Annotated in this window: 30 protein-coding genes; 18 read left to right on the forward strand and 12 right to left on the reverse strand. The window is 33.9% G+C overall.

Annotated elements, in window-relative coordinates:
* Window positions 1–12 precede the first annotated feature (12 nt).
* The 3 genes from BHU68_RS03860 to BHU68_RS03870 form a co-directional block, all read right to left on the reverse strand.
* Window positions 13–216 (reverse strand): hypothetical protein, encoded by a 204-nt coding sequence (locus BHU68_RS03860; RefSeq protein WP_069471073.1) that lies wholly within the window; start codon window positions 214–216, stop codon window positions 13–15.
* Window positions 217–628: 412 nt separating this feature from the next.
* Window positions 629–1237: an alpha/beta hydrolase gene (locus BHU68_RS03865; protein WP_069471072.1), complete on the reverse strand. Its 609-nt coding sequence runs from the start codon at window positions 1235–1237 to the stop codon at window positions 629–631.
* The gene (locus tag BHU68_RS03870; RefSeq protein ID WP_069471071.1) at window positions 1227–1547 is read right to left on the reverse strand and encodes a (2Fe-2S) ferredoxin domain-containing protein; all 321 of its coding nucleotides are present in this window, start codon (window positions 1545–1547) and stop codon (window positions 1227–1229) included. The genes BHU68_RS03865 and BHU68_RS03870 overlap by 11 nt, the downstream gene beginning before the upstream one ends.
* An 84-nt stretch (window positions 1548–1631) precedes the next feature.
* Here BHU68_RS03870 and grxD point away from each other — a divergent pair, with 84 nt between their 5' ends.
* Window positions 1632–1967 (forward strand): Grx4 family monothiol glutaredoxin, encoded by a 336-nt coding sequence (gene grxD, locus BHU68_RS03875; RefSeq protein WP_069471070.1) that lies wholly within the window; start codon window positions 1632–1634, stop codon window positions 1965–1967.
* A 47-nt stretch (window positions 1968–2014) separates the two neighbouring features.
* Here the strand turns inward: grxD and BHU68_RS03880 are convergent, their stop codons facing one another.
* Window positions 2015–2260, reverse strand: a complete 246-nt coding sequence (locus tag BHU68_RS03880; RefSeq protein WP_069471069.1) for a hypothetical protein — start codon at window positions 2258–2260, stop codon at window positions 2015–2017.
* Window positions 2261–2487: 227 nt separating this feature from the next.
* Here BHU68_RS03880 and BHU68_RS03885 point away from each other — a divergent pair, with 227 nt between their 5' ends.
* Window positions 2488–2826, forward strand: a complete 339-nt coding sequence (locus tag BHU68_RS03885) for a sulfur globule family protein (protein ID WP_069471068.1) — start codon at window positions 2488–2490, stop codon at window positions 2824–2826.
* Between the two features lie 100 nt (window positions 2827–2926).
* Window positions 2927–3346, forward strand: coding sequence for a hypothetical protein (locus tag BHU68_RS03890; protein ID WP_069471067.1), 420 nt, complete (start codon window positions 2927–2929; stop codon window positions 3344–3346).
* Window positions 3347–3393: 47 nt separating this feature from the next.
* Here the strand turns inward: BHU68_RS03890 and BHU68_RS03895 are convergent, their stop codons facing one another.
* From BHU68_RS03895 to trpD, 3 genes are read right to left on the reverse strand one after another with little or no spacing between them, the layout of a single operon-like run.
* Window positions 3394–3915: a Smr/MutS family protein gene (locus BHU68_RS03895; RefSeq protein ID WP_216092647.1), complete on the reverse strand. Its 522-nt coding sequence runs from the start codon at window positions 3913–3915 to the stop codon at window positions 3394–3396.
* Between the two features lie 10 nt (window positions 3916–3925).
* On the reverse strand, window positions 3926–4729 hold the full coding sequence (trpC, locus tag BHU68_RS03900) for an indole-3-glycerol phosphate synthase TrpC (RefSeq protein ID WP_253180943.1): 804 nt from the start codon (window positions 4727–4729) through the stop codon (window positions 3926–3928).
* Window positions 4702–5718 carry an anthranilate phosphoribosyltransferase gene (gene trpD, locus BHU68_RS03905; RefSeq protein WP_069471064.1) on the reverse strand — a complete coding sequence of 339 codons (1017 nt, stop codon included), beginning with the start codon at window positions 5716–5718 and terminating at the stop codon, window positions 4702–4704. The genes trpC and trpD overlap by 28 nt, the downstream gene beginning before the upstream one ends.
* Before the next feature lie 33 nt (window positions 5719–5751).
* Between trpD and rlmH the strand changes: the two genes are divergently transcribed.
* A complete protein-coding gene (gene rlmH, locus BHU68_RS03910) occupies window positions 5752–6189 on the forward strand; it encodes a 23S rRNA (pseudouridine(1915)-N(3))-methyltransferase RlmH (protein WP_069471112.1) in 438 nt (145 codons plus the stop codon).
* Here rlmH and modC read toward each other — a convergent pair.
* Window positions 6122–6835, reverse strand: coding sequence for a molybdenum ABC transporter ATP-binding protein (modC, locus tag BHU68_RS03915; protein WP_069471063.1), 714 nt, complete (start codon window positions 6833–6835; stop codon window positions 6122–6124). The two genes, rlmH and modC, sit on opposite strands and share 68 nt — an antisense overlap.
* 10 nt (window positions 6836–6845) lie before the next feature.
* Between modC and ccoS the strand changes: the two genes are divergently transcribed.
* Window positions 6846–7007 (forward strand): cbb3-type cytochrome oxidase assembly protein CcoS, encoded by a 162-nt coding sequence (ccoS, locus tag BHU68_RS03920; protein WP_069471062.1) that lies wholly within the window; start codon window positions 6846–6848, stop codon window positions 7005–7007.
* An 18-nt stretch (window positions 7008–7025) separates the two neighbouring features.
* On the opposite strand, the gene rpmE is transcribed toward ccoS, so the two are convergent.
* Window positions 7026–7235: a 50S ribosomal protein L31 gene (rpmE, locus tag BHU68_RS03925; RefSeq protein WP_069471061.1), complete on the reverse strand. Its 210-nt coding sequence runs from the start codon at window positions 7233–7235 to the stop codon at window positions 7026–7028.
* Window positions 7236–7323: 88 nt separating this feature from the next.
* On the opposite strand from rpmE, the gene BHU68_RS03930 reads away from it, so the two are divergent.
* The 8 genes from BHU68_RS03930 (at window position 7324) to BHU68_RS03955 (ending at window position 12661) form a co-directional block, all read left to right on the forward strand.
* The gene (locus BHU68_RS03930) at window positions 7324–7911 is read left to right on the forward strand and encodes a hypothetical protein (RefSeq protein ID WP_069471060.1); all 588 of its coding nucleotides are present in this window, start codon (window positions 7324–7326) and stop codon (window positions 7909–7911) included.
* Window positions 7912–7917: 6 nt separating this feature from the next.
* Window positions 7918–10092, forward strand: a complete 2175-nt coding sequence (gene glnE / locus BHU68_RS03935; protein WP_069471059.1) for a bifunctional [glutamate--ammonia ligase]-adenylyl-L-tyrosine phosphorylase/[glutamate--ammonia-ligase] adenylyltransferase — start codon at window positions 7918–7920, stop codon at window positions 10090–10092.
* Between the two features lie 44 nt (window positions 10093–10136).
* A complete protein-coding gene (locus BHU68_RS03940; protein ID WP_069471058.1) occupies window positions 10137–10469 on the forward strand; it encodes a hypothetical protein in 333 nt (110 codons plus the stop codon).
* Between the two features lie 95 nt (window positions 10470–10564).
* Entirely contained in the window at window positions 10565–11038 is a 474-nt protein-coding gene (locus BHU68_RS03945; protein WP_069471057.1) for a type II toxin-antitoxin system VapC family toxin, read from the forward strand.
* Between the two features lie 5 nt (window positions 11039–11043).
* Complete coding sequence (locus BHU68_RS17120) at window positions 11044–11220, forward strand: hypothetical protein (protein ID WP_171899567.1); 177 nt, start codon at window positions 11044–11046, stop codon at window positions 11218–11220.
* A 529-nt stretch (window positions 11221–11749) separates the two neighbouring features.
* Window positions 11750–11965: a helix-turn-helix domain-containing protein gene (locus BHU68_RS18245; RefSeq protein ID WP_256365565.1), complete on the forward strand. Its 216-nt coding sequence runs from the start codon at window positions 11750–11752 to the stop codon at window positions 11963–11965.
* A 136-nt stretch (window positions 11966–12101) separates the two neighbouring features.
* A complete protein-coding gene (locus tag BHU68_RS03950) occupies window positions 12102–12344 on the forward strand; it encodes a type II toxin-antitoxin system HigB family toxin (protein WP_253180963.1) in 243 nt (80 codons plus the stop codon).
* A complete protein-coding gene (locus BHU68_RS03955; protein WP_069471055.1) occupies window positions 12344–12661 on the forward strand; it encodes a hypothetical protein in 318 nt (105 codons plus the stop codon). Before BHU68_RS03950 ends, BHU68_RS03955 begins: the two co-directional genes overlap by 1 nt.
* Here the strand turns inward: BHU68_RS03955 and BHU68_RS03960 are convergent.
* Window positions 12644–13177, reverse strand: a complete 534-nt coding sequence (locus BHU68_RS03960) for a zinc ribbon domain-containing protein (RefSeq protein WP_069471054.1) — start codon at window positions 13175–13177, stop codon at window positions 12644–12646. The two genes, BHU68_RS03955 and BHU68_RS03960, sit on opposite strands and share 18 nt — an antisense overlap.
* Window positions 13178–13287: 110 nt before the next feature.
* Here BHU68_RS03960 and glnE (BHU68_RS03965) point away from each other — a divergent pair, with 110 nt between their 5' ends.
* The 5 genes from glnE (BHU68_RS03965) (at window position 13288) to BHU68_RS17835 (ending at window position 20080) form a co-directional block, all read left to right on the forward strand.
* A complete protein-coding gene (glnE, locus tag BHU68_RS03965) occupies window positions 13288–15909 on the forward strand; it encodes a bifunctional [glutamate--ammonia ligase]-adenylyl-L-tyrosine phosphorylase/[glutamate--ammonia-ligase] adenylyltransferase (RefSeq protein ID WP_069471053.1) in 2622 nt (873 codons plus the stop codon).
* A 273-nt stretch (window positions 15910–16182) separates the two neighbouring features.
* Window positions 16183–16986 carry a sulfite exporter TauE/SafE family protein gene (locus BHU68_RS03970; RefSeq protein WP_069471052.1) on the forward strand — a complete coding sequence of 268 codons (804 nt, stop codon included), beginning with the start codon at window positions 16183–16185 and terminating at the stop codon, window positions 16984–16986.
* A 20-nt stretch (window positions 16987–17006) separates the two neighbouring features.
* Entirely contained in the window at window positions 17007–19094 is a 2088-nt protein-coding gene (locus tag BHU68_RS03975) for a DEAD/DEAH box helicase (RefSeq protein ID WP_069471051.1), read from the forward strand.
* Window positions 19091–19540 (forward strand): AlbA family DNA-binding domain-containing protein, encoded by a 450-nt coding sequence (locus BHU68_RS17830; protein ID WP_253181155.1) that lies wholly within the window; start codon window positions 19091–19093, stop codon window positions 19538–19540. The genes BHU68_RS03975 and BHU68_RS17830 overlap by 4 nt, the downstream gene beginning before the upstream one ends.
* Before the next feature lie 24 nt (window positions 19541–19564).
* Window positions 19565–20080: an ATP-binding protein gene (locus BHU68_RS17835; RefSeq protein WP_253181154.1), complete on the forward strand. Its 516-nt coding sequence runs from the start codon at window positions 19565–19567 to the stop codon at window positions 20078–20080.
* Between the two features lie 3 nt (window positions 20081–20083).
* Here the strand turns inward: BHU68_RS17835 and BHU68_RS03985 are convergent, their stop codons facing one another.
* Together BHU68_RS03985 and BHU68_RS03990 are read right to left on the reverse strand one after the other, a co-directional pair.
* Complete coding sequence (locus BHU68_RS03985; protein ID WP_069473694.1) at window positions 20084–23557, reverse strand: DUF6079 family protein; 3474 nt, start codon at window positions 23555–23557, stop codon at window positions 20084–20086.
* A 204-nt stretch (window positions 23558–23761) separates the two neighbouring features.
* Entirely contained in the window at window positions 23762–24259 is a 498-nt protein-coding gene (locus BHU68_RS03990) for a GDYXXLXY domain-containing protein (protein ID WP_069472782.1), read from the reverse strand.
* Window position 24260: the final 1 nt, after the last annotated feature.

Raw genomic sequence — 24260 nt, forward strand, 5'->3', positions numbered from 1 at the left:
ACTTTGGAAGTTCTAATTAAGAAATTCAATAACAGGAACCAATTCACAAACAATTCCGTCAACTTGGAAACAATCATAACTATCATAAGTTATAATCTTACCTTGTTTTAAACCAAAATTTTTACATGCTTGTAATAAGCCCTTAATTTCACGTTTTTTAGTTTCTGGATCATCTAATTGATAACAGACTTGAATCACATTCAGCAGATTTTTCACGGTAATAAAACAGCTTTTCTAAATTTGAAAGTCGGCGTTTCAATTCCCAAAAAACTATTTCACCCTTGCAGGGCGTTTAGAATTAATAAGAGTGTGACCTTAATTTGATGTAACATCATGTTTGTAGAGTCAATGCCATTGACTTAAGTGTTTATAAGTTTATTTTCAATTTCAGGCGAATGTTTTTTGAAAAAAAACTTTTGCCTCGAAGCAAAAAAACTTTTGCCTGAAATGTAGGCTGGGTTAGATTTTTTTACGCAGTAAAAAAACGTAACCCAGCAAAGCGTGATAAATGCTGGGTTACGTTATTGAGCTACGCTCAATAAGCTAACCCAGCCTACAATGATATAATCTTGACATCAAATGAAGGTCACACTCATTAATAAAGCCTTTTAATAAGGTTTTTATGATATTATTTCTTTTTCAGAAAGAAATACTTTGTAATCGTATCTCGTAATTGATGAAGCTTAGCATGAAAAAAATGACCAGTATCTGGCAACATCACTAGTTCTGGTTGATAAGTTTGAGTTGCTATCCATTCAGTTACTGCTTGCGGTGATACTATTTCATCTTCATTACCTTGAATTACTAAAGTTGGTATATTAGTTAAAGCTAATCCAGCCATTTCAAAACGATCTATTGCTGGTGCAACCAATAATAAGCGACTGGCTTTCAGATCACGAAAAGCCCGTAATACCACATAACTACCAAATGAGAAACCAGCTAAATATAATTCTGTTGGTGCATATTTTTGATTTAACCAATCCACAATCGCAGCTAAATCTTCAGTTTCACCCATACCCTTATCAAATTTGCCGCTACTTTTACCAACTCCACGAAAATTAAAACGCACGGTTCCAATACCTAAACCATTGAAAGCTTTAGCAATCATATAAACAACCTTATTATCCATAGTGCCACCATACAAAGGATGAGGATGACAAACCACAGCAATAGATGAACAATCAACTGGAATATCCACTAATACTTCCAAATCACCAACAGCACCATTAATTATCAATTTTCAACCGCTCCACTATACGTCCATTTTGTAAATGTTCAGAAATTATTTCATCAATATCTGCTTGATTTTTATAGCTATACCATATAGCTTCAGGATAAACTACTAAAACTGGACCTTTTCCACAACGAGCTAAACAGCCAGCGGTGCTAGCCCTAACCTTACCAGCTCCAATAATATCTAGTTCTTTAGAACGTTTTTTGACATAATCGCGCATAGCTTGAGCGTCATGATTTTGACAACAACGTTGACCTTCTGCACGTTGATTAGTACAGAAAAACACATGATGATTATAATAAGAATTATTCATAATTAATATTGATTCAATCACTCTTGAAAAAGAGTAAAAATCAAACCATTTAAACTATTTATTTATTTTGAAAGTAATTTTATTATGGATGTTTTAGATAGAATTAAAGAGCAAGTCGAAAATAACCCAGTTGTCATTTATATGAAGGGTACGCCACAAATGCCTCAATGTGGCTTTTCTAGTCGTACTGCTCAGGCATTACAAGCTTGTAATATAAAATTTGGTTATATAAACGTATTAGAAGATCCAGAAATTTTTCAAAATTTACCACGCTATGCAGATTGGCCAACATTTCCTCAAGTCTATGTTGAAGGCGAATTGATTGGTGGTTGTGATATAACTTTAGAATTGTATGAGAAAGGCGACTTAAAACCTATGCTTGAAAAAGCTATGGAAAAAGCTGAAACCGCAGCAGCATAATAAACATAGACCTGACAGGTTTTTAAAACCTGTCAGGTCTTTAGTATTTATTTACTTATTAATTTCATCAGTAATTTTGTGCCATTATAATGCCAATATTCTTTTGGATTCACTCCTCGATTTTGACAATCTTTCACTAAACTATCATTTATATATTGTAGTTTAGCTTTGGCATGTTTACGGTTAGATAATTTCTTATCTATTATATTAAATACTCCATATTTCAATTCTTCACAGATTACCCAGCCTTGTGGCATATGTTCTGTAATAAATTCTTTGCCTAATATATTCATTTTGTTATCTCCTGCAAAATTTATTAACCTTATACTTAATAAGTATAGCAGTGTTTATGCCAATATCAACTTATTAGAATCAGTGCGTTTAATTTTTTTTAAATTTTTTTGTTATAAAAAACAATCTGTTAATTAATTATTTTATTAAATACTAATATTAGTAGTTGCTAATATGCTAATGAGTGTGTATAATGCGTTCCATCAACTGAAACAAAGGAACTAAACAAATGAAAAATTTAACTAAAGCAATTACATTAGCGGCCCTTCTTGGTGGCGCAGTATTAACTATACCAGCTCAAGCATGGTGGGGTGGTCCTTGGAATGGTAATGGTTATAATAATGGATATAACAATAATGTTATGGATAACATGATGAACGGTAGCGGTTGGGGTGATATGAACTTCAATATGTCTATGAATGGACGTGGTAATGGTCGTGGTTATAATAACTATAATGGTTCTAATAGCTATAATGGTTCTAATAGCTATAATGGTTACAATGGTTATGCCCCTTACTATGGTGCCCCTGTAGCTCCTGCTCCAGCAAAAAAAGAAGCTGCTAAATAATCATACTTGATTTTAATAAAATCGACCTTAAATATAATATTATCATTATAATAATGATATAATTAAAATAATTAATACTTTATAATTGGAGACAAATGCAATGAAAAATTTCGTAAAAGCTATTGCTATTTCAGCAATTCTTGGTGGTTCTGTTTTAGCTGCTACATCTGCTCAAGCATGGTGGGGTGGTAATCCTTGGGGTGGTTCTCCTTGGGGTGGTTCTCCTTGGAGTGGTTATAACAACAATGGTTATAACAATGGTTACAATGGTTCTAACAATAACATGATGGACCAATGGATGAATGGTAACGGTTGGGGTGACATGAACTTCAATTCTAAGTTCAATGGTCGTGGTAATGGTCGTGGTTATAATAACTATAATGGTAATAACCGTTATAATGGTCGTGGTAATGGCTATGGTTATGGCGCAGCTCCTTATGGTTATGCTCCAGCTCCTTATGGTTATGCTCCTGCACCTTATGGTTATGCTCCTCAAGCTCCTCAAGCTCCTAAGAAATAGTTTTCCCCTAAAATCCTCCCTTCCCCAAAAGGGAAGCGGGGGATTTTTTATCGTTTAATTAATACATATACTGCACCAGTTCCACCATCTGAAGGGCGAGCTGAACAAAAAGCTAATACTTCACCACATTGTGGTAGCCATAAATTTAATTTATTTTTTAAAATTGGCTGTTTTGCTGTTGAACCATAACCTTTCCCGTGTATAATTCTTGCACATCGAATGTTACGATATTGACATTTTTCTAAAAAATTTCTCACTTCTTGTTGTGCTACCAGCACTGTCATTCCGTGCAAATCCAATTCTGCTTGTATATTAAATTGTCCACGTCGCAATTTGTTAATTATATAATGCTGTATTCCCGTGCGTTTAAATAATAATTCTTCTTCTGTTTCCACCTCCCTTATATTGTGATCATATAAAATATCTTTATTGATATTTTCTTGTTCTTCTATATAAGCTTTTTTTTTGGAAAGTGGTTTTGTTAGAACGATTTTATCATTATGTAATGGTTTAACATTTTTCATCGCATTTCTAAAAAATGCTAGATCATCATCTTTGTTCTCTGCCACCTCTTTTCTCCTAGCTATTAACTAAATTAGCTAGTGCTATACCGGGATCAGGTGCTTTCATAAAAGCTTCACCAACTAAAAATGTATTGACATTTGCTTGACGTAATAAGGCAATATCTGCTGGTGTATGAATTCCACTTTCGCTAACTACAATATATTGTTCTGGTATCTTGTCTAATAATGAAATTGTAGTATTTAAATCAGTGTTAAAAGTACGTAAATTACGATTATTAATACCAATTAAAGGTAATTTTAGTGCAAGCCCACGTTCTAATTCTTCTTCATCATGCACTTCTATTAGTACATCCATATCTAAATGAGTGGCTAAGCCTGCTAAGTCATTTAGTTGAGCGTCACCTAATGCTGCTACAATTAGTAAAATACAGTCTGCTCCAATAGTTCGCGCTTGATAGACTTGATAAGCATCAATAACAAAATCTTTGCGTAATATCGGTAGCTTGCAGGCATTATGTACTTGTTGTAAATATTCATCCGCTCCTTGAAAAAAGTGCTTATCAGTTAAGACTGATAAACAAGTTGCACCATGTTGTTCATAGCTTTTTGCTATTGCCACTGGATCAAAATCTGCTCTTAATATGCCTTTACTGGGAGAAGCTTTTTTTATTTCAGCAATGACAGCAGGTTTTTTTGCTTGTAAGGATTTTACAAAACCACGTGGTGGAATTTCATTAGTTGCTAATTTTTTTAGTGGAACTTTTTCTGCTTGTTCTTGAATTTCTTCTACTTTTTTTTGCAGGATCTGTTTTAAAATATCTGGGGTTTTATTCATAGTTGTTGTGTCAATTCTATCCATTGAGCCAATTTGTTACGCGCACTACCATTGCTAATTACCGTTTGTGCCTGTTTAATACCTAGTTGCAAATTCTCGCTTAAACCGGCTGCATAAATAGCGGCTCCAGCATTTAGAATTACTATATCTCTAGCAGCACTGGCTTTATTATCTAATACGCTTTGTAACATTGAGACACTTTCTGTTATCGAATTTACTTGTATATGGCTTAAATCAGCGCGACTCAAACCAAAATCTTCAGGCGCGATGGTATAAGTGCTGATATTGCCATTATGTAATTCAGCAACTTTGGTAGGGGCAGCAATACTTATTTCATCTAAGCCATCTTCTGAATGAACTACTAACACGTGTTGACTATTTAGACGCTTTAATACTTCTGCAATTGGTTCTACCCACGCATCACTAAATACGCCCACAACTTGATTAGGCGCACTAGCAGGATTGGTTAATGGTCCTAATAAGTTAAATATAGTACGTACAGCCATTTCTTTACGTGGACCAATCGCATGTTTCATGGCACTATGATGTAGTGGCGCAAACATGAAACCGATACCTAGTTTATTTACAGATTCTGCTACTTGTTCTGGTTTTAGTTGAATATTAACACCTAATGCTTCTAAGGCATCAGCACTACCAGATTTACTAGATACAGAACGATTACCATGTTTAGCAACTTTACCACCAGCGGCTGCTACAACAATCGCGCTGCAAGTAGAAATATTAAAAGTTTGCATACCATCACCGCCAGTACCTACAATATCAACTAAATTGGAACTATCGACAGATACTGATGTGACTAATTCACGCATAATTTGCGTAGCGGCAGTAATTTCTTCGACACTTTCACCTTTCATGCGCAACGCGATTAAGAATCCACCAATTTGTGCCGCTGTAGCTTCACCAGTCATAATACTGCGCATGACAGATGACATTTCTGCTATAGTTAAATCATGATTTTCTATAACAATTTTTAATGCTGATTGTATATCCATTTTATATTCCTATTAAATAAATTATATATTGTAATGCAGATAGACTTAATTTGTATTGGGCATAAAATGCCTAATTGGATAGATACTGGTTTTAAAGAATATGTAAAACGCTTACCAGCTAACTATTCACTAAACCTAATTGAAATACCGCTACAAAAACGTGACAAAGATCAACGAATGTTAGCGGCAATAAAAAAAGGTGCTTATATCATAGCACTAGATGAAGCAGGAAAAATGTGGGATAGTGTAAAACTCAGCCAAGAATTAGCTAACTGGATGAATGAATATAATTCAGTAGCTTTACTAATAGGTGGACCAGATGGCTTATCAAGTGATTGTTTACAAAGGGCTAATCAACATTGGTCATTATCTAAATTAACCTTACCTCATACAATAGTGCGAGTTATGGTAGCCGAACAATTGTATCGAGCATGGAGCTTATTGAATAATCATCCTTATCATCGCGCTTAAAAGTATCAGCAATAATTTGTCCTTTTTCGATTATCAAAAGATGATCCGCCAACCGTACAACTTCTTCAATTGCATGACTAACATATAATATTGGAATAGATAATTCCTTATGTAATTTATCGAAATAAGGTAAAATATCCGCCTTACTATAACTATCAAGTGCTGCTAATGGTTCATCCATTAATAATAATTGTGGGCTAGTTAATAATGTGCGAGCAATTGCAACTCGTTGACGTTCGCCACCAGATAAATTTTTTGGATAGCGTCTCAAGAAAGCCGCTAATCCTAATAATTCAACTACTTCATCGAAACTAACTTGTTGCAATGAGCTAGGTGTGCGACGGTAGCCATATTCCAAATTTTTTTGAACAGACAAATGGCTAAATAAACTCGCCTCTTGAAAAACATAACCCAAAGGGCGTTTATGAGTGGGTAAAAAAAATGATTTATCTTGCCAACACTGATTATTTACTTTTAAAAAACCGTTTCGCGCACGCTCTAAACCAGCAATGCAACGTAATAAGGTAGTTTTACCTGAACCCGATTTACCAAATATAGCAGTAATACCAATACCGGGTATTTGCACATCAACATTTAGATTAAAATCACCTTGTTGTAAATCAAAACGTCCGTATAACTTACACATACAAAATACTATGGATATATTATATTTATTAATTCCAATATCATTAATCTTAATCTCAGTGATTATATTAATTTTTTTATGGGCAATAAGATCAGGACAATTTGATGATTTAGAAGGTCCTGCTCATAAAGTTTTAATGGATGATGATGATCTGCCTTCGTCAAAAAACTAAGCAGATCTTTAGAAATACTTATGCAGTTTTTCTGGTATAACGACGTTTGAATTTTTCTACACGTCCAGCAGTATCCATAATTTTTTGTTGCCCAGTATAAAATGGGTGACAAGCAGAACATACTTCAATAGTTAATTCTTTATTAGCAGTTGAACGAGTGGTAAATTGATTACCACAACTACATGTAACATTAATATCATTATAGGTAGGATGAATATTAGTTTGCATAATTTTATTATTTATTTGACCAAAAAACGGTTAATTTTACTGAAAATTTGAAATAACAGCAAGTCTTTCCTGAAGCAGGTATTTAAATATGGAACAAGAACCACGGCAAATGGCCGAAATAATCGAACAATCTTTACGTGAATTTAATTCAGCTATGCAACATAGAGAGCAAGCGATAGTGAAAATTGGTAATCAAACAGCTCAAATGATACGGGTTAGTATTATTGGATTAATCTTAGTTTTATGCGCTGTGTTTGCATTGATCGCTATTTTACTATCAGATATGGGGAATATAACTAAAAGCTTAGATGATGTAGTACATCACATGGGGAATATCAATAAGAATATAGTATATATGGCAGAAAATATGGATAATGTCAAACAATCGGTTGATTTAGTTAGAATTTCAATTGATGGGGTAGATAAACATATAAAGGTAATGCCATTAATGCAAGTTTCTGTAGGTCATATCAATGATAATATTTTCACAATGAATCAAGGCATTAGTAATGTCAATGCTAATATAAAGTCATTAAATAATAATTTGACTGTGATGAGTGTAGATATGGCACGAATAAATCAACAGTTTAGTAGTTTAAATCATCAATTGGGAGGAATGGGGTTTAATATAGATAGAATTGCGGCACCTATAAAAATGTTACCCTTTCCTAGGTAGATATAAATGAAACAAACCATCCTCGACAGCCAAGAAAAAGTTTGGCAATGCAGCCCCTTTGTAGCCAAACATTGCCAACAAAATCCTGATTTATACAATGATTTAATTGAAACTGGCGATTTATTATCTGATCATATTGATTATTCTTTACGGCTTGTAGCTCAATTATCTGATGTTGATGATGAAGCTACTTTAATGCAAATTCTGCGTTTGTTTCGGCAACGCGAAATGGTACGTATTGCTTGGCGCGATATTGCCGCTTGGGCTGATTTGACAGAAACCTTGAAATCATTGTCTAATTTAGCTGATGCTATGATAGAAGCCACACTTAATTGGCTTTATCCACATGTAACTGCTCAACTCGGTACGCCTTATCATAAAAATATACCTATGTCTATGACCGTGCTAGCATTAGGTAAACTTGGTGGGCAAGAATTAAACTTTTCTTCCGATATTGATCTGATTTTTGCCTATTCTGAAGCTGGTGAAACTGTTGGTGTCAAGCGTCCGCGTAGTCATCAACAGTTCTTTTTACGTTTAGGGCAAAAATTAATCATGGCACTAAATCAAATCACCGCTGATGGCTTTGTATTTAGAGTAGATATGCGTCTCAGACCATTTGGTGATAGTGGACCATTAGTCACTAACTTTTCCGCAATGGAAGATTATTATCAATCTAATGCTCGCGATTGGGAACGTTATGCCTTAGTAAAAGCACGAACAGTTGTTGGTGATGATTCCCTACTTGCTAGCCTACGCCCCTTCATTTATCGCCGCTATTTAGATTTTAATGCCTTTGAATCTTTACGTAATCTTAAAGCTAAAATTGATCAACAAGCTAATCGTAAAGGTATGACAGATAACCTAAAATTAGGCAGAGGCGGTATTCGTGAAGTTGAATTTATTTGTCAAGTATTTCAATTAATACGCGGTGGGAGATTAGTTGATTTACAACAGCGTCACTTATTAACAACCTTAACACAATTAGAAAAACATCAACTTTTACCTAAAGAAGTAATTGATCGCTTACGTAAAGCCTATTATTTTTTACGTTTAAGCGAAAATCATTTACAAGAAATTGATGATAGACAAACTCAAGCCTTACCAACAGATGAAGCTAATCAAAAGCGTTTAGCTTACAGTATGGGCTATGAAAATTGGTCAGAATTTATGATTCAATTACAAGATCATAAACAACATGTACAAGCAATATTTACCGAAGTAATTGCACCAGAGGTTCCGAAAGCAGAAACAATTGATCATTGGCAATTAATAAATCAATTAGATGAAGCAGAACTAATAACCAAACAATTAAAACAACTATTAAATTCTTCTCGAATCAATAAACTAAGCAAAAATGGACGAGACAAAGTAGATGCTTTAATTCCGCAAATCATAGCTGCCGCTGTTGAACAAGATAATAAACATGAAGCGATAAATCGTGCTTTAAAATTCCTTGAAGCAATAGCACAACGTACAGTTTATCTAAGTTTATTAATAGAACGCCCACAAGTTTTAAAGAAATTAATACATTTCTGCGCCGAAAGTGCATGGATTACAGAACAAATTACTCGCTATCCGATATTACTAGATGAATTACTAGACGAACGTAATTTCAATCCTGACAAATTTGAAATACACTTGCCTGTTGACGACTTAGAAATGCAAATGGATACTTTGCGCCAATTCAAACGTGCCAATGTATTACATATAGCAGCGGCTGAACTAAGCGTAGAAATAACAAGCGATTATTTAACTAGCCTTGCAGAGACATTAGTACAAAATTCCTTAAAAATTGCCAAAGACCATTTTCATGAAAAAAATGAAGGATTTTGTGTAATAGCTTATGGCAAAGCAGGAGGAAAAGAATTAAGCTATGGCTCAGATTTAGACTTAGTATTTTTATACAATGATCAGAATCAATCCAGATTTTTCCTACGCCTAGCCCAACGCCTGATTCATATTATAAGCACCAACACCCCAGCAGGAGTATTATACGAAATAGACTCCCGATTACGCCCCAACGGCGCATCAGGTTTATTAGTAAACAAGCTAAAAGCCTTTGAAAGATACCAACAACAAGACGCATGGATATGGGAACACCAAGCCCTAGTGCGTGCCAGAGCCATAGCTGGCGACGCTGAAACAATGACAGAATTTGAATTCGCCGTAAAATACTAAGCCAAAGCTGCGACATAGAAAAATTAAAACCAGCAATTATAGAAATGCGCGACAAAAGTGGCAAACAATTTGACTTAAAACAAGGAAAAGGCGGCATAGTTGACATAGAATTCCTAGTACAATACGGCGTACTACGTTGGGCATCAGAATACCCAGACTTGTTAGACACAACAGGAGTATTGCCATCACTACAACTATTTGCAGAACACCAAATATTGGATGAAGAAGCTACACAGCAACTAAGTGAAGCTTATAGAATATATCGTGCTGCTACACATCAACTGGTATTGCAAAATAAAAAGGCTCTGGTTGCAGATGATAAATATGTAGAACATAGAAAGGTGGTTGGGAAATTGTGGGATATTAATTTGTTTTAAGACAGCAACGATATGTGTTATAATATAACAATTTAACTATTCAACAAATATTGTATCGTACCTTAGCCTAAGTAGAAATACAGCTTAAACAAGCTATGAAACCAAAAGTTTATATTGAAACCTCGATTCCTAGCTACTTGACAGCTAGGCCAAGTAATGATATTCGCGCTATGGCAAACCAAAATACTACCATCGAATGGTGGGAAAACCGCAAAGCGGCGTTTGAAGTATTTATATCAGAATTTGTCATAGCTGAATCATCACAAGGACATCCAGAAGCATCTGCTCGACGAATGGCTGTACTTGAAGGTATTACAGCATTAGAAGTTGCTGATGAAGCAAGAGCATTAGCCAAAGCATTAATAATAGAAGGACCGCTTCCAAAAAAAGCGGAGATTGATGCTTATCATATTGCCGTTGCTACTGTAAATGCTATGGATTATCTGCTGACTTGGAATTGTACACACATTGCAAATGCAGTTATGCGTCCGAAAGTTGAGTCTGTCTGTCGCAGTCATGGTTACGAACCACCAATCATCTGTACACCACAAGAATTAATGGAGGGATAATCCTTATGTGGCAAGATCCTATTGTTAAAGAAACACGTCAATTAAGAGAACAATATGCAGCACAATTCAAACATAATTTGAATGCAATTTTTGAAGATATTTGTAAACGACAAGCAAACTCAAAACGAAAACTTGTCACTTTTCCTCCACGCAAACCAGAAATTCTAAGAAAAATTGCATAACAAAAACAACGAGGGTGTAATTGAAGAGGCGCTTGAAATAATAGAACATCTATTTGCTGAAGCAAAAGATACTCCAGATGATGAATGAAGATATGCCAAAATAGATATTTTTATTATGCAAGCAAAATAAGTAGAGACAAGGCACGCCTTGTCTCTACTTATTATCTGAAAAGTTCCTGTGTTAAAAACTTTTTTAGTGTTGAATTTGTTTTTATATCCTTACGTAGTTTATTAAAGTTATGATCATACACTATAATATCCAAATCACGGACACTTGAATCACCCGCTCCGGCAATAATATAGGTATTATCCTTATATACCACTACTTAAATATTCACCATTAGCTTTATCACGACATCCTGCGTCTGTCTGATGCGTAACTTGCTATAGGTATCATTAAAGTGGCTACACTCGCTGTGAGACCTTAACATCAAAATTTTATCACAATATAAAATAAAGTAATTTTATTTAGCGATATAGCTATTTATATCTTAAATAAGATTATTAATACAATCAAGATATTAAATTAATTCGCTCACTAAAAAGTTGGACACAAGAACAGTTTGCAGACAAATTAGGAATCACTACTCATGCCTATGCTAAGATGGAACGAGGTGAAACGGATGTGAACTTTTCAAGATTGCAACAAATTGCTGAGATAATGGAGATGGATTTGCTACAGTTACTCACTTTAGATGAAAAAAATATATTTAATTCCAGTTATGATTATAATTTGCAAAAATAAGTATAAGGTTTAGGTTCTAAATTAGACTTACAATTATTGTAGCATTTATATATGGGGATTGATTCTTGTGCATGTAATTTCAAAGAAACCATTTTTTCAAGCATCAAGTAAGCATCCAAATGATAGAGATGCAATCATGGATACATACAATGTACTGAGAAAAATGGAATTTGACTCACCAAATATAGTGAAGCAAATATTTGCTTCACTTGATAACTTTAAATACAAAGATAAATGGTGGGTAATTGATATAGGAGGTAATAATTTAAGACTTATTGCAGCAATCCTATTCTCATGCCAAAAAATATATGTAAAGCATATTGTTACCCATGCCGAGTATGATAAACTTTGTAATAAATACAGGAAAGGAGAACTATAATGTTAGCTATAAAACCCAAAAACCTAACAAGCTCTTTTCTAGGGTTTGCATCTGAAGCATCAAATATCCTTCATATAAAGTCTGAAAAAGATTATGAAGAAGCACTTGAAATAATAGAACATCTATTTGCTGAGGCAAAAGATACTCCAGATGATCCATTGAATGATTTAATAGATATTATATCAAGATCAATTGAAAAATATGAATCAGCCCAAGAAGATATTGTAAACTTCGAGAATGAAGTTAATAATATTAGTCAAGAAATATCACTACTTAGAATATTGATTGATCAACACAAATTAACAATTTCTGGGTAAAAGCTTGTGTTTTGATAATAAGTTGGCAATTGGTGGTGAGTATTTATAGTAAAATTTAACAAAACTTTTTCCTAATGAAGTAGTTAAAAGTTTTTGGTCTCGAAACTCTCTTAAGATCATTACTTTTGGAGCAGTTGGGGAGTTATAGACGGCTGTGACTATGAAACAGCCACTATTCTTATTTGATTTTTTTACTTGCTGTTGATTTTCATTTACTTCATTTTCATGTTCATTTAACTCTTCTTGTATTCGCACAAGATTTTGTTGAGCTAATGTATGTCCTTGCTCTGCTGCTTTTCTATACCATTTAAAAGCTTCTGTATAATGCTCTTTGTTGAGATATATGTCACCTAAGTCTGCTTGAGCTTGCATATCTCCTTGATTGGCTAACTTTATTAGTTCCTCTTCTGTTTTTCCTTGACTTTGTTCAAACTCATTAAGACTATTACCACAGTTAGCACAATAACAAGCTTCATCACTATTGTTTGCTTGACAATTTTTGCAAATTTGACTCATTTTATATTCTCCTGTTTGGTTTTTACTAAAAACTATTTGATGATTTAAACCTACTAATTAATATATAATGAGACATGAATAAAAAAATTCGGGATAATTAAAAAATTATAATGAACCAAGAAAATATACCTCAGACCAATCAAGCCATCCTCGACAGCCAAGAAAAAGTTTGGCAATGCAGCCCCTTTGTAGCCAAACATTGCCAACAAAATCCTGATTTATACAATGATTTAATTGAAACTGGCGATTTATTATCTGATCATATTGATTATTCTTTACGGCTTGTAGCTCAATTATCTGATGTTGATGATGAAGCTACTTTAATGCAAATTCTGCGTTTGTTTCGGCAACGCGAAATGGTACGTATTGCTTGGCGCGATATTGCCGCTTGGGCTGATTTGACAGAAACCTTGAAATCATTGTCTAATTTAGCAGATGCTATGATAGAAGCCACACTTAATTGGCTTTATCCACATGTCACTGCTCAACTCGGTACGCCTTATCATAAAAATATACCTATGTCTATGACCGTACTAGCATTAGGTAAACTTGGTGGGCAAGAATTAAACTTTTCTTCCGATATTGATCTGATTTTTGCCTATTCTGAAGCTGGTGAAACTGTTGGTGTCAAGCGTCCGCGTAGTCATCAACAGTTCTTTTTACGTTTAGGGCAAAAATTAATCATGGCACTAAATCAAATCACCGCTGATGGCTTTGTATTTAGAGTAGATATGCGTCTCAGACCATTTGGTGATAGTGGACCATTAGTCACTAACTTTTCCGCAATGGAAGATTATTATCAATCTAATGCTCGCGATTGGGAACGTTATGCCTTAGTAAAAGCACGAACAGTTGTTGGTGATGATTCCCTACTTGCTAGCCTACGCCCCTTCATTTATCGCCGCTATTTAGATTTTAATGCCTTTGAATCTTTACGTAATCTTAAAGCTAAAATTGATCAACAAGCTAATCGTAAAGGTATGACAGATAACCTAAAATTAGGCAGAGGCGGTATTCGTGAAGTTGAATTTATTTGTCAAGTATTTCAATTAATACGCGGTGGGAGATTAGTTGATTTACAACAGCGTCACTTATTAACAACCTTAACACAATTAGAAAAACATCAACTTTTACCTAAAGAAGTAATTGATCGCTTACGTAAAGCCTATTATTTTTTACGTTTAAGCGAAAATCATTTACAAGAAATTGATGATAGACAAACTCAAGCCTTACCAACAGATGAAGCTAATCAAAAGCGTTTAGCTTACAGTATGGGCTATGAAAATTGGTCAGAATTTATGATTCAATTACAAGATCATAAACAACATGTACAAGCAATATTTACCGAAGTAATTGCACCAGAGGTTCCGAAAGCAGAAACAATTGATCATTGGCAATTAATAAATCAATTAGATGAAGCAGAACTAATAACCAAACAATTAAAACAACTATTAAATTCTTCTCGAATCAATAAACTAAGCAAAAATGGACGAGACAAAGTAGATGTTTTAATTCCGCAAATCATAGCTGCCGCTGTTGAACAAGATAATAAACATGAAGCCATAAATCGTGCTTTAAAATTCCTTGAAGCAGTAGCACAACGTACAGTTTATCTAAGTTTATTAATAGAACGCCCACAAGTTTTAAAGAAATTAATACATTTCTGCGCCGAAAGTGCATGGATTACAGAACAAATTACTCGCTATCCGATATTACTAGATGAACTACTAGACGAACGTAATTTCAATCCTGACAAATTTGAAGTACACTTGCCTGTTGACGACTTAGAAATGCAAATGGATAGTTTGCGCCAATTCAAACGTGCTAACGTATTACATATAGCAGCGGCTGAACTAAGCGTAGAAGTAACAAGCGATTATTTAACTAGCCTTGCAGAGACATTAGTACAAAACTCCTTAAAAATTGCCAAAGACCATTTTCATGAAAAAAATGAAGGATTTTGTGTAATAGCTTATGGCAAAGCAGGAGGAAAAGAATTAAGCTATGGCTCAGATTTAGACTTAGTATTTTTATACAATGATCAGAATCAATCCAGATTTTTTCTACGCCTAGCCCAACGCCTAATTCATATTATAAGCACCAACACCCCAGCAGGAGTATTATACGAAATAGACTCCCGATTACGCCCCAACGGCGCATCAGGCTTATTAGTACACAAGCTAAAATCCTTTGAAAGATACCAACAAGAAGACGCATGGATATGGGAACACCAAGCCCTAGTGCGTGCCAGAGCCATAGCTGGCGACGCTGAAACAATGGCAGAATTTGAACAAATTCGCCGAAAAATACTAAGCCAACCCCGCGACATAGAAAAATTAAAACCAGCAATTATAGAAATGCGCGACAAAATGCGCCAACAACTAGACAAAAGCGGCAAACAATTTGACTTAAAACAAGGAAAAGGCGGCATAGTTGACATAGAATTCCTAGTACAATACGGCGTACTACGTTGGGCATCAGAATACCCAGACTTGCTAGACACAACAGGAGTATTGCCATCACTAAAACTATTTGCAAAACATCAAATATTGGATGAAGAAGCTACACAGCAACTAAGTGAAGCTTATAGAATATATCGTGCTGCTACACATAAATTGGTGTTGCAAAATAAAAAGGCTTTGGTTGCAGATGATAAATATCTTGAATATAGAGAGGCGGTTGAGAAATGGTGGGAGGTTAATTTGAAAAATTATGGAGCTACAAATGTCTGATTTTTTAATAGTATCAAACAAGGTATCACTGAGGCTATTCAATATTCAGAGGGTAAATGTCCAAAGGCAATTGTACATCAGTTTTCATATATTTATGTTAAAAATATACACTATAATTTAGGCATTACTCAGAATATAATTTTCTCGTTAGCTTGCGCTGACGAGAAAAAGGGGGGCTTCATGATAATTCTTATTAAGGAACAAGTCTAATAGTACAACGAATACTTTGGTGTTATTATTAACGACTAGGTAACAATTTTAAGTAAAAATTAAATGATAGAAATACACTGGATATTATATTATTTATTGCTAGGCTCTGTTGTTGGCTTTATGGCAGGTTTATTAGGTATTGGTGGTGGCGCAATCATGGTGCCAGTATTAACTACAATGTTTCTAATACAAGGTATCCCTGTTGAAAATGTTGTTCATCTTGCTTTAGGTACCTCAATGGCATCTATTGTCACTACTTCAATTTCAAGTTTACGCGCTCACCATGCCAAGCAAGGAGTAATCTGGGATGTGGTAAAAAAAATGAGTTTAGGAATTATTCTGGGAACATTTCTAGCCACTTTTCTAGCTTCTTATCTAAGCTCAGTTTATCTTGCTATTTTTTTTGCAATATTCATGGCTTATGTATCAATTCAAATGTTTTTAAACAAAAAACCAAAGCCAAACAGAGAATTAGCAGGAACACTAGGCTTATCTGTAGCAGGCTCAGGAATAGGAACAATATCAGCCCTTGTTGCAATTGGCGGAGGTTCTTTAACTGTACCTTATCTTATTTGGCAAAATGTAGAAATAAAAAAAGCAATTGGCACCTCAGCAGCAATTGGATTGCCTATTGCAATAGCAGGAACACTAGGTTATATAATAAATGGATGGTCATTATCTGTTCCTGAAAACTATACACTTGGTTTTGTACACCTACCTGCGGTACTATTTATTTCAATCGCAAGCTTTATAACTGCTCCATATGGTGTGAAATTAGTCCATATATTACCAGTAGCAATGATTAAAAAAATATTTTCCCTGCTAGCAATTATTCTTAGCATAAAAATGCTGAATTCCATTTTATGAGAAGCGTATAGGGATAATTAATGAAAAAATTATATTCTGAGTATCAAAGTTGTTATTTCGCCTATTGGCTAACGCGCCATGGTTTACCTGAAGAAACTATCTTACAAACACTAGCTAATGCGAAGTTAGATATAATTCCTCATCAAATAGAGGCTGCATTATTTGCTTTACAATCGCCTTTTTCAAAGGGTGTTTTGTTAGCTGATGAAGTGGGTTTAGGTAAAACCATTGAAGCTTGTTTAGTGATTGCTCAGCGTTGGGCAGAAAAAAAACAAAAAGTTTTATTAATTGTGCCAGCTTGTTTACGCAAACAATGGGAACAAGAGCTTTGGGATAAATTTCACCTACCCAGCTTAATATTAAAAAAAGGTATTAAAAACCCTTTTGATCAAAAAAAAATTATTATTTGTTCCTATGAATTTGCTGCCCAGAATGATAAATTTTTACAGCAAATAACATGGGATATTGTGGTTTTTGATGAAGCTCATAATGCAAAAAAGTTAAATAATACACTTTCATCTAATTTTAAATTGTTATTGTCTGCTAGACCATTACAAAACTCTATAGATGAATTATATGATTTAATTTATATTATTGACGCAAATTTTTTGGGCGATATTAATAGTCTTAAAACTATTGTCTATCGCACCCTACGAAAAGATGTGCAAGACATTGGGAATATTAAATTCACACAGCGTTATTCAATAACACAAGATTATAAAAAAAATCGCAAAGGTGAAGCCTTACTGCTTGCGTTGCCCAAAGCAATTGAAATGAATCAAAAAATGGGAGGAAATGATAAAGTTGTTATTTTTACTGAATCAGTGCAAACTCAGCAATATATCAAAGAATTATTAGAAAGCGAAGCTTATAAAGATCAGTTAGTGCTATTAAATGATAATACGCCTGATATGACAGCGGCTATTGTTGATCATTTTAAACATAAAGCAAAAATATTAATTTCTACTGAATCGGGTGGAGAAGGTATTAACTTACAGTTTTGTTCTATTGTTATTAATTATGATTTACCTTGGAATCCACAGCGTATAGAACAACGTATTCAGCGACTGCATAGTTATGGACAAAAAAATGATGTCATTGTAGTGAATTTTATTAATCGTGACAATCGCGCTGATTGTAGAATGTTTGAGCTTTTCAAGAAATTCAAATTATTTGATGGTGTTTTTGGTGCAAATGATGAAATACTAGGAACTGTTGCTAATAATATTGATATTGAAAAAAGAATTCATGATGAGTATTTTAATAAATTAGAAGAATACTTTAAACAACAATTGGAGATCAGTGAAAAAAATACAGCTAAAAATATATTAGATAATTTTACTCATAATGTGAATCTAAGTCGTTGGGTAGTGATTAACAATGGTTTGCAGAAATATCAAAGAATGTTAAAGCGATTAGCGCAAGCTGAATCAATTAATATTAAAGACTCATTAGCTAATAACAATGTATCTTTATTACAGTTTCATAATAAATATCAAGAATTACCAAAAGAGGTTTATTTAGATAAATTTATTGGATTTAAGGGCTATTTGCAATTAAATCTATTAGAAATTAAAAGTAAGAAACGTCGTGTTGAATACTTATTAGTCAATGTTTATTCTGATAACAATGACTCATTACCTGAAAATTTTGGAGAAGAATTATTATTAATTCCTGCAAAACTAGGAGAGAAGAATGTTTATTTTTCTCCTGATGTTATAAAACTAGAGCAGTTAAAAGAAGAAAAGACAAAGAAGTATTTAGCTAAGGTTGAAGCAGATAACGAAAAATGGTTTGATCAGGAAGATATTAAATTAGAAAACTGGCGTAAGAATCAAATCAGCGATTTTCAAACAAGCTTGGAAGATTTGGATACGGAAATTCGTTTAAAGAAAAAAGACTTAAGAAACTCAAAGGAAAAAATAGAATTAAGAAAAGAAATCAGAAAACTTGAAAAATACAGGGATAATAAAATGATGGAATTTTATGAAAATAAAAAAGACATTGATAATCAAGCAGATAAATTGTTAGATGATGCAGAAGAAAGCTTGGAATTAAGCCATAAAATTACTACAATCTTTACTATTCGTTGGGAATTATTAGCATGAATATGAGTAAAGAAATTCGTGAATTACTTTATCAAATTCGGCTTGGTGAAGATTCTAGCATAGAATTTAAGCAATTAATTTTTAAAGCTAATAAAATACAAGCACCGAATAAAAAAAGTTTAGCGGATGAAATTGCAGCGTTTGCAAATAGCACAGAAGGTCGTATTATTTTGGGTGTGGATTATATTGAAAAAAGTCTCTTTGTACATCAAAGTTCTAATGGTTATTTTTATCGTTATGGTAGCGCAAAACGACAAATGCCTCCTGATTTTTTAGCGCGTTTATTCCAACAGCGTAGCCAAGTCAGAATTATTTATTTTGATGAACAAGCTGTACCTAATACCATATTTTCTGATCTTGAACCTGAATTATATCGCCGTTTTTTGCCTGAAAATGAGCAAAGCGAACGCACAAAATTAGAAAAAATGCACTTATTAACATCATAAAATATCAGTGTTTCAGGGGTGTTAATGTGTACATCTAATCCACAACAGTGGTTGCCCAATGCCTATATCCAAGCTGTACACTATGCTAGCACTACACGAGATGCCAATTATCAAATTGACGCGCAAGATTGCAAAGGAACTTTAGATCAGCAAATATCACAAGCCTTGTATTTTGTTGAAAAAAATATGTTAATTCATGCCCAAAAACAACTTGGACGTATTGATCAACCACAATATAGCTTAAAAGCGGTATTTGCGGATCGTCTGCAAATAAATTCTCCCGGCAATCTCAGTAATAGTTTAAATATTGAAAGCATGGAAGCTCGTCAAGTAACCCGTAATCAACTATTAGCCAGTTTATTAGCGCGTTGTTCAGTCAATCATAAAAATATTTCACGTCATTATCTAATGGATAAAAGAGGTGAAGGTGTACCGATTATTTTTTCTGAAAGTTTAAAGATATCAGGGCGTAAACCACATTATCGTCTTTTAGATGAAACAGAATTAGAATTAACTATATGGGCTGCTAAAATGAGTTAATTGTCACAATACAATCCGAACCACCTCAACATCCTCATCCTCAATCTGCCTTTTAATATAATCACGAAACCGTGTTTCTATTTCTGCCGCTGTAATTGGCAAGCCATCCCGCTTTATAAATTGATATAGTTCGTCATAATTTATGTTTATTTGCTTTAGTTTGGATAGGCTGTTTAATAAGGCTTTTATAAAATTACGGTTTATTTGTTCTGGTAAGGTGCGGCTGATTAGGAAGTCTTCTAAATCTTCGTAAGTATGGGATTTTTCTATTTCTAGCAGTAGGATTTTTGTCCATTGTTGATATAGGTTGTTTAGTTTGTATTTTAGTTCCATTAGGCTATATTCTACTGAAATAGTTTCCTGAGCTTTATACTGGCAATGGGGGCAAATGGTTGTTGCTGTTAAATCCTTTGTTGTTAAGGCATTACAGCTTTGAAATTCTAATAGTTTTTGTTCAAATTCTATTAGTTCTTGATGTGGTAGGATGGATATTGGGCTGAGTTGTTTTAGCTTTTTTAGACGCTTGTCATTTAATAAGTCTTGTTTGATTTGTTCTGTTTCTGGATTTAAACGTGCTTGTTGGTGTAGTAGTATATAAGCTTTTATATATTGATTTTTTAAGGCATTTAGCTGTTGTTGGCTATGATAACTAAAGCCGCTGGCATTACGTTGAGTCACATCACTAATTTTCTGACATAGATAATCTCGTAGCTGTTGCATTTCTATTATCCATTCATGTTGTTCAGGTAAATTGGTAGCTGCTACATTTAAATAAGTTACTGTTGGGCTTAGTTCATTTAAGATGGTTATTAATTGCTTGATATTTTTTAATATCTTTAATCCACTCCATTGAGCTGTGATTTTACTTGCGGAATATTTTAAATTCTTAAATTTTACTGGTGTAGTATAATTTAATAATGATTCTAAAAAGTTGTTGCTGGTTGATAATGATTGTTGATAATATGATTTTTCGGCTGAACTTAATACTGGTTTTCCCCAAAAATATAAGTCACTATTTAAATTATGTTGAACTGTTACTATTTGATTTAACAGTTGATTTATTCTAATTTGTAACAGTTCTACTGCTGTTTGATCATATTCTGTTATTGCTATATCTAAGCCACTGGGTAATTCTAATAATTCAAATAATGCCTTCAGCGCGAATAAATTAAAATCTCTATGCTTTTCTAGGTGTTTGAATGTTAAGAGTTCTTTAATTGGTCTAGCAGCAATATATTCAAATTGACTAGCGTCATAGCTTTGTTTTGTTAATACTAAGCTTATTTCTCCAACATATACCAGTGCCGCTATTAAAATAATCACCAATTCTGGTTCCAAACAATAAGGAGTGACAGTAATTACTGAATATAATTCGCCTTGATTTAAAACCTTTCCCGGTGGTTTTTGATATACCAGTTCTAAAATAATTTCTGCGTATTTGCTGTTATAAGGTACAAGTTGCTGTTTATCATCTAATAACTTTAAGGCGGTTAAAATACCAACAGCTAGTTTACTACGAGTCTTAATATTAAGACAGCGTAAAGTTTCTTGAGTTATTGTGGCAATATTTTCATGGGAAACCAAGGTTGGAAAATAAGGATATTCAGGAGCCAACAATGAAAAATAACTATCTAAATAACTATCCGCAACAATATCTACCAAATCACGGAAATTATCTAGCGGCATCCAATTGGATAATTTTTTATTTTGTACCTCAAAATCAGCCTTATGAGCCTGTAACCATTGCACTAATTCAGCTAAATATTGTTGTGATTTATACTCATAATCTTCAGATGAACTCAACATTAAATCATTAGTGGCACTATATAAAGCTAATAATTTTTCAAACTTTTCATCTCTGACAGTTAATTGAAAATAAAGCTCTTTTCTGCCAAAACACAAGACAAAACCCCATTCAGCTTCAGCAAAACTACCTAAGCGCGTAACTTTATGAGAACGCCATTCTAATTCATAATTATCATCCGATACTATTTCCATCACTTGTCGTAATGCAGTATAATAGTCGCGCTGAATTTGTGATTGCTCTAAACTTTCAGCCCGTTTTTCAATAATGGCATCAATATCAATATTCTTTTTAATATCAAGATAATATTGACCATTATGTTGATTATACGAAATAAATTGACGATTAACAGTGTTTATAATTTCCTGCAACACCAATTCAACTAATGACAACAAATCATCAGCTCGATTACCGCCTAAATCCTCAATACTGCGATGATACAAACACAAACTATCCCTTAATTCTTGCGCCGTAACACCAACCGGAGTATTAATATCATGAGTTGTCAACCTATGCACCGACAAAGCATAAATAATTCGCAATGCCATATCTTGATAAATGGGGCGAGTAAAAGCTTTTTTGAGTCTATTTTCTAAAACTTGACTGGATTCAATTACTTCACGAATTTCGGGCAAAGAGCGAAAACAAGGATTTTGTAGTAAAATATGCCAATAGCTATCATAAGTAATTAAGCCGGGATGATCAGTAGGAACTTGTTGTTTAAGTAGAGACTTGACACTATATTCGATGGTTTTGAGGATTTCGCGTTTTTCGATGACAGTGATACGTCCAAAAATATCAATATAATCAGGATGAACCGGAAATAGATCAATAAACTCATTGATATTACCATAAAAACTAGCAAAACCACTGAGATAATCTCGAATTTTTTGCTCTTGAACAGCAGTTTTTTTCAATAACCGCTGAGAAACTACATATTTTATATCCTGACGAGTAATCAACAATTGTTCAAATCTATCCTTCACTCTACGCAAAGCATTAGCAACAAACTCAAACCGAGGATTATCAAAAATAGCCTCCTGCACACCAGCGATAAAACGAAATCTCGAATGTTTACAAACCTCACCAACTTCGCGCAAAAAATTAAGATCAAAAATCAAAGCCTGATCACTACGAGAACGCAAAAATTCCAACAACTCATCAACCACCACCAACAAGCCTTGCCCCGGAAACTGCCGCTCAAACACCAACATCATATCCGCAAAAGCGGCTTTATTATTGGTAATAGAACTAGCGGCAGGAAACTCAAAATTAAGATCAAATTGAGATAAAAACCGCTCCAACTCTGAAAACAGAATATCCCGCAAAGACATAGTAGTGGCACCAATCTCAATCCGCAAAACTCGAAACTGCCCAGCAATAGCCTTAGCTGCTTTCCTAACTTTAATATTGGTTAATTCATTGAGCAAATCAGCATTTTCAGCAATACTAGAAATAACAGCCATTAAATGCGACTTACCAGTGCCATAATTGCCAACTATTAATAATGCCTTGTTATCATGCACAAAAACTAACTTGACTAGGCGTAGAGCCATTTGCTTGGAAATTACATAACTTGCTACTAACTGCTTGGCTTGATTGGTATTGTTGGCGGCTTGGAGTTCTATTACTGATTCTATTGAGTTGAATTGGAATAGGTTGTTGTATTGCATTTCTTGGTTAATTATTTAACTTGCTATTGTTTACAAAAAATCCGTTTACTCCGTAAATTCGTTGTACTATTGATTTGACATAATTGTTATTAAGTACAACGGATTTACGGAATAAACGGATTTTTATTTAAATTAAATCCAAGAATGAATCCATCAATAGCTGATTCTATATACAGGATACATAGATAATATAATAGTTATAGCCTAAATATTGTTACATATATCCTGCAATTTCTTAAACTCAGCATCGCGCAGCCCGACTAAAACACTTTCCCCTGAGCCAACTGCTAAGCGTATTTCTCCATAACGAGCATTCTCGTAGCATTTAGCTTGTCCTTCTTGAAAGAAAAATGATTCCGCACCTAACCGAATATCATTCCCCCGTTTGCGGAACTGTAGTAGAAATTCATCTGCTACTAAGACTGTGCTTTCTTCATAAATCCTTTTGAAATTAGCTACTTGTTTATCGTCTATACTTATCACTAAATAGCCATCTCGCTCTGCCGCTTTTAATGCTGGTTGGCTGACTATATCATAACGCAATTCCATATAATCCCCTTGCATCAATGAACGAGGATCACGGGGTGCTAATTTCAATAATACAGTTGTGCCTTTAGCAAGCAGTTGTTCCTTCTCATAAATTTTAAAATTTATCACTGCTAACACGATTATTGCAATAATCAATATTAATGGATGACGCATA

This window comes from Candidatus Marithrix sp. Canyon 246 (genome assembly GCF_001723685.1).
GTDB lineage: Bacteria > Pseudomonadota > Gammaproteobacteria > Beggiatoales > Beggiatoaceae > Marithrix.

Excerpts from the sequence above, each read along its gene's own strand:
- BHU68_RS03870 (WP_069471071.1), bottom strand. The coding sequence starts at position 1,547 with ATGAATAATTCTTATTATAATCATCATGTGTTTTTCTGTACTAATCAA.
- grxD (WP_069471070.1), top strand. The coding sequence starts at position 1,632 with ATGGATGTTTTAGATAGAATTAAAGAGCAAGTCGAAAATAACCCAGTT.
- BHU68_RS03880 (WP_069471069.1), bottom strand. The coding sequence starts at position 2,260 with ATGAATATATTAGGCAAAGAATTTATTACAGAACATATGCCACAAGGC.
- BHU68_RS03885 (WP_069471068.1), top strand. The coding sequence starts at position 2,488 with ATGAAAAATTTAACTAAAGCAATTACATTAGCGGCCCTTCTTGGTGGC.
- BHU68_RS03890 (WP_069471067.1), top strand. The coding sequence starts at position 2,927 with ATGAAAAATTTCGTAAAAGCTATTGCTATTTCAGCAATTCTTGGTGGT.
- trpC (WP_253180943.1), bottom strand. The coding sequence starts at position 4,729 with ATGGATAGAATTGACACAACAACTATGAATAAAACCCCAGATATTTTA.
- trpD (WP_069471064.1), bottom strand. The coding sequence starts at position 5,718 with ATGGATATACAATCAGCATTAAAAATTGTTATAGAAAATCATGATTTA.
- rlmH (WP_069471112.1), top strand. The coding sequence starts at position 5,752 with ATGCAGATAGACTTAATTTGTATTGGGCATAAAATGCCTAATTGGATA.
- modC (WP_069471063.1), bottom strand. The coding sequence starts at position 6,835 with ATGTGTAAGTTATACGGACGTTTTGATTTACAACAAGGTGATTTTAAT.
- ccoS (WP_069471062.1), top strand. The coding sequence starts at position 6,846 with ATGGATATATTATATTTATTAATTCCAATATCATTAATCTTAATCTCA.
- rpmE (WP_069471061.1), bottom strand. The coding sequence starts at position 7,235 with ATGCAAACTAATATTCATCCTACCTATAATGATATTAATGTTACATGT.
- BHU68_RS03930 (WP_069471060.1), top strand. The coding sequence starts at position 7,324 with ATGGAACAAGAACCACGGCAAATGGCCGAAATAATCGAACAATCTTTA.
- glnE (WP_069471059.1), top strand. The coding sequence starts at position 7,918 with ATGAAACAAACCATCCTCGACAGCCAAGAAAAAGTTTGGCAATGCAGC.
- BHU68_RS03940 (WP_069471058.1), top strand. The coding sequence starts at position 10,137 with ATGCGCGACAAAAGTGGCAAACAATTTGACTTAAAACAAGGAAAAGGC.
- BHU68_RS03945 (WP_069471057.1), top strand. The coding sequence starts at position 10,565 with ATGAAACCAAAAGTTTATATTGAAACCTCGATTCCTAGCTACTTGACA.
- BHU68_RS17120 (WP_171899567.1), top strand. The coding sequence starts at position 11,044 with ATGTGGCAAGATCCTATTGTTAAAGAAACACGTCAATTAAGAGAACAA.
- BHU68_RS03950 (WP_253180963.1), top strand. The coding sequence starts at position 12,102 with ATGGATACATACAATGTACTGAGAAAAATGGAATTTGACTCACCAAAT.
- BHU68_RS03955 (WP_069471055.1), top strand. The coding sequence starts at position 12,344 with ATGTTAGCTATAAAACCCAAAAACCTAACAAGCTCTTTTCTAGGGTTT.
- BHU68_RS03960 (WP_069471054.1), bottom strand. The coding sequence starts at position 13,177 with ATGAGTCAAATTTGCAAAAATTGTCAAGCAAACAATAGTGATGAAGCT.
- glnE (WP_069471053.1), top strand. The coding sequence starts at position 13,288 with ATGAACCAAGAAAATATACCTCAGACCAATCAAGCCATCCTCGACAGC.
- BHU68_RS03970 (WP_069471052.1), top strand. The coding sequence starts at position 16,183 with ATGATAGAAATACACTGGATATTATATTATTTATTGCTAGGCTCTGTT.
- BHU68_RS03975 (WP_069471051.1), top strand. The coding sequence starts at position 17,007 with ATGAAAAAATTATATTCTGAGTATCAAAGTTGTTATTTCGCCTATTGG.
- BHU68_RS17830 (WP_253181155.1), top strand. The coding sequence starts at position 19,091 with ATGAATATGAGTAAAGAAATTCGTGAATTACTTTATCAAATTCGGCTT.
- BHU68_RS17835 (WP_253181154.1), top strand. The coding sequence starts at position 19,565 with ATGTGTACATCTAATCCACAACAGTGGTTGCCCAATGCCTATATCCAA.
- BHU68_RS03985 (WP_069473694.1), bottom strand. The coding sequence starts at position 23,557 with ATGCAATACAACAACCTATTCCAATTCAACTCAATAGAATCAGTAATA.
- BHU68_RS03990 (WP_069472782.1), bottom strand. The coding sequence starts at position 24,259 with ATGCGTCATCCATTAATATTGATTATTGCAATAATCGTGTTAGCAGTG.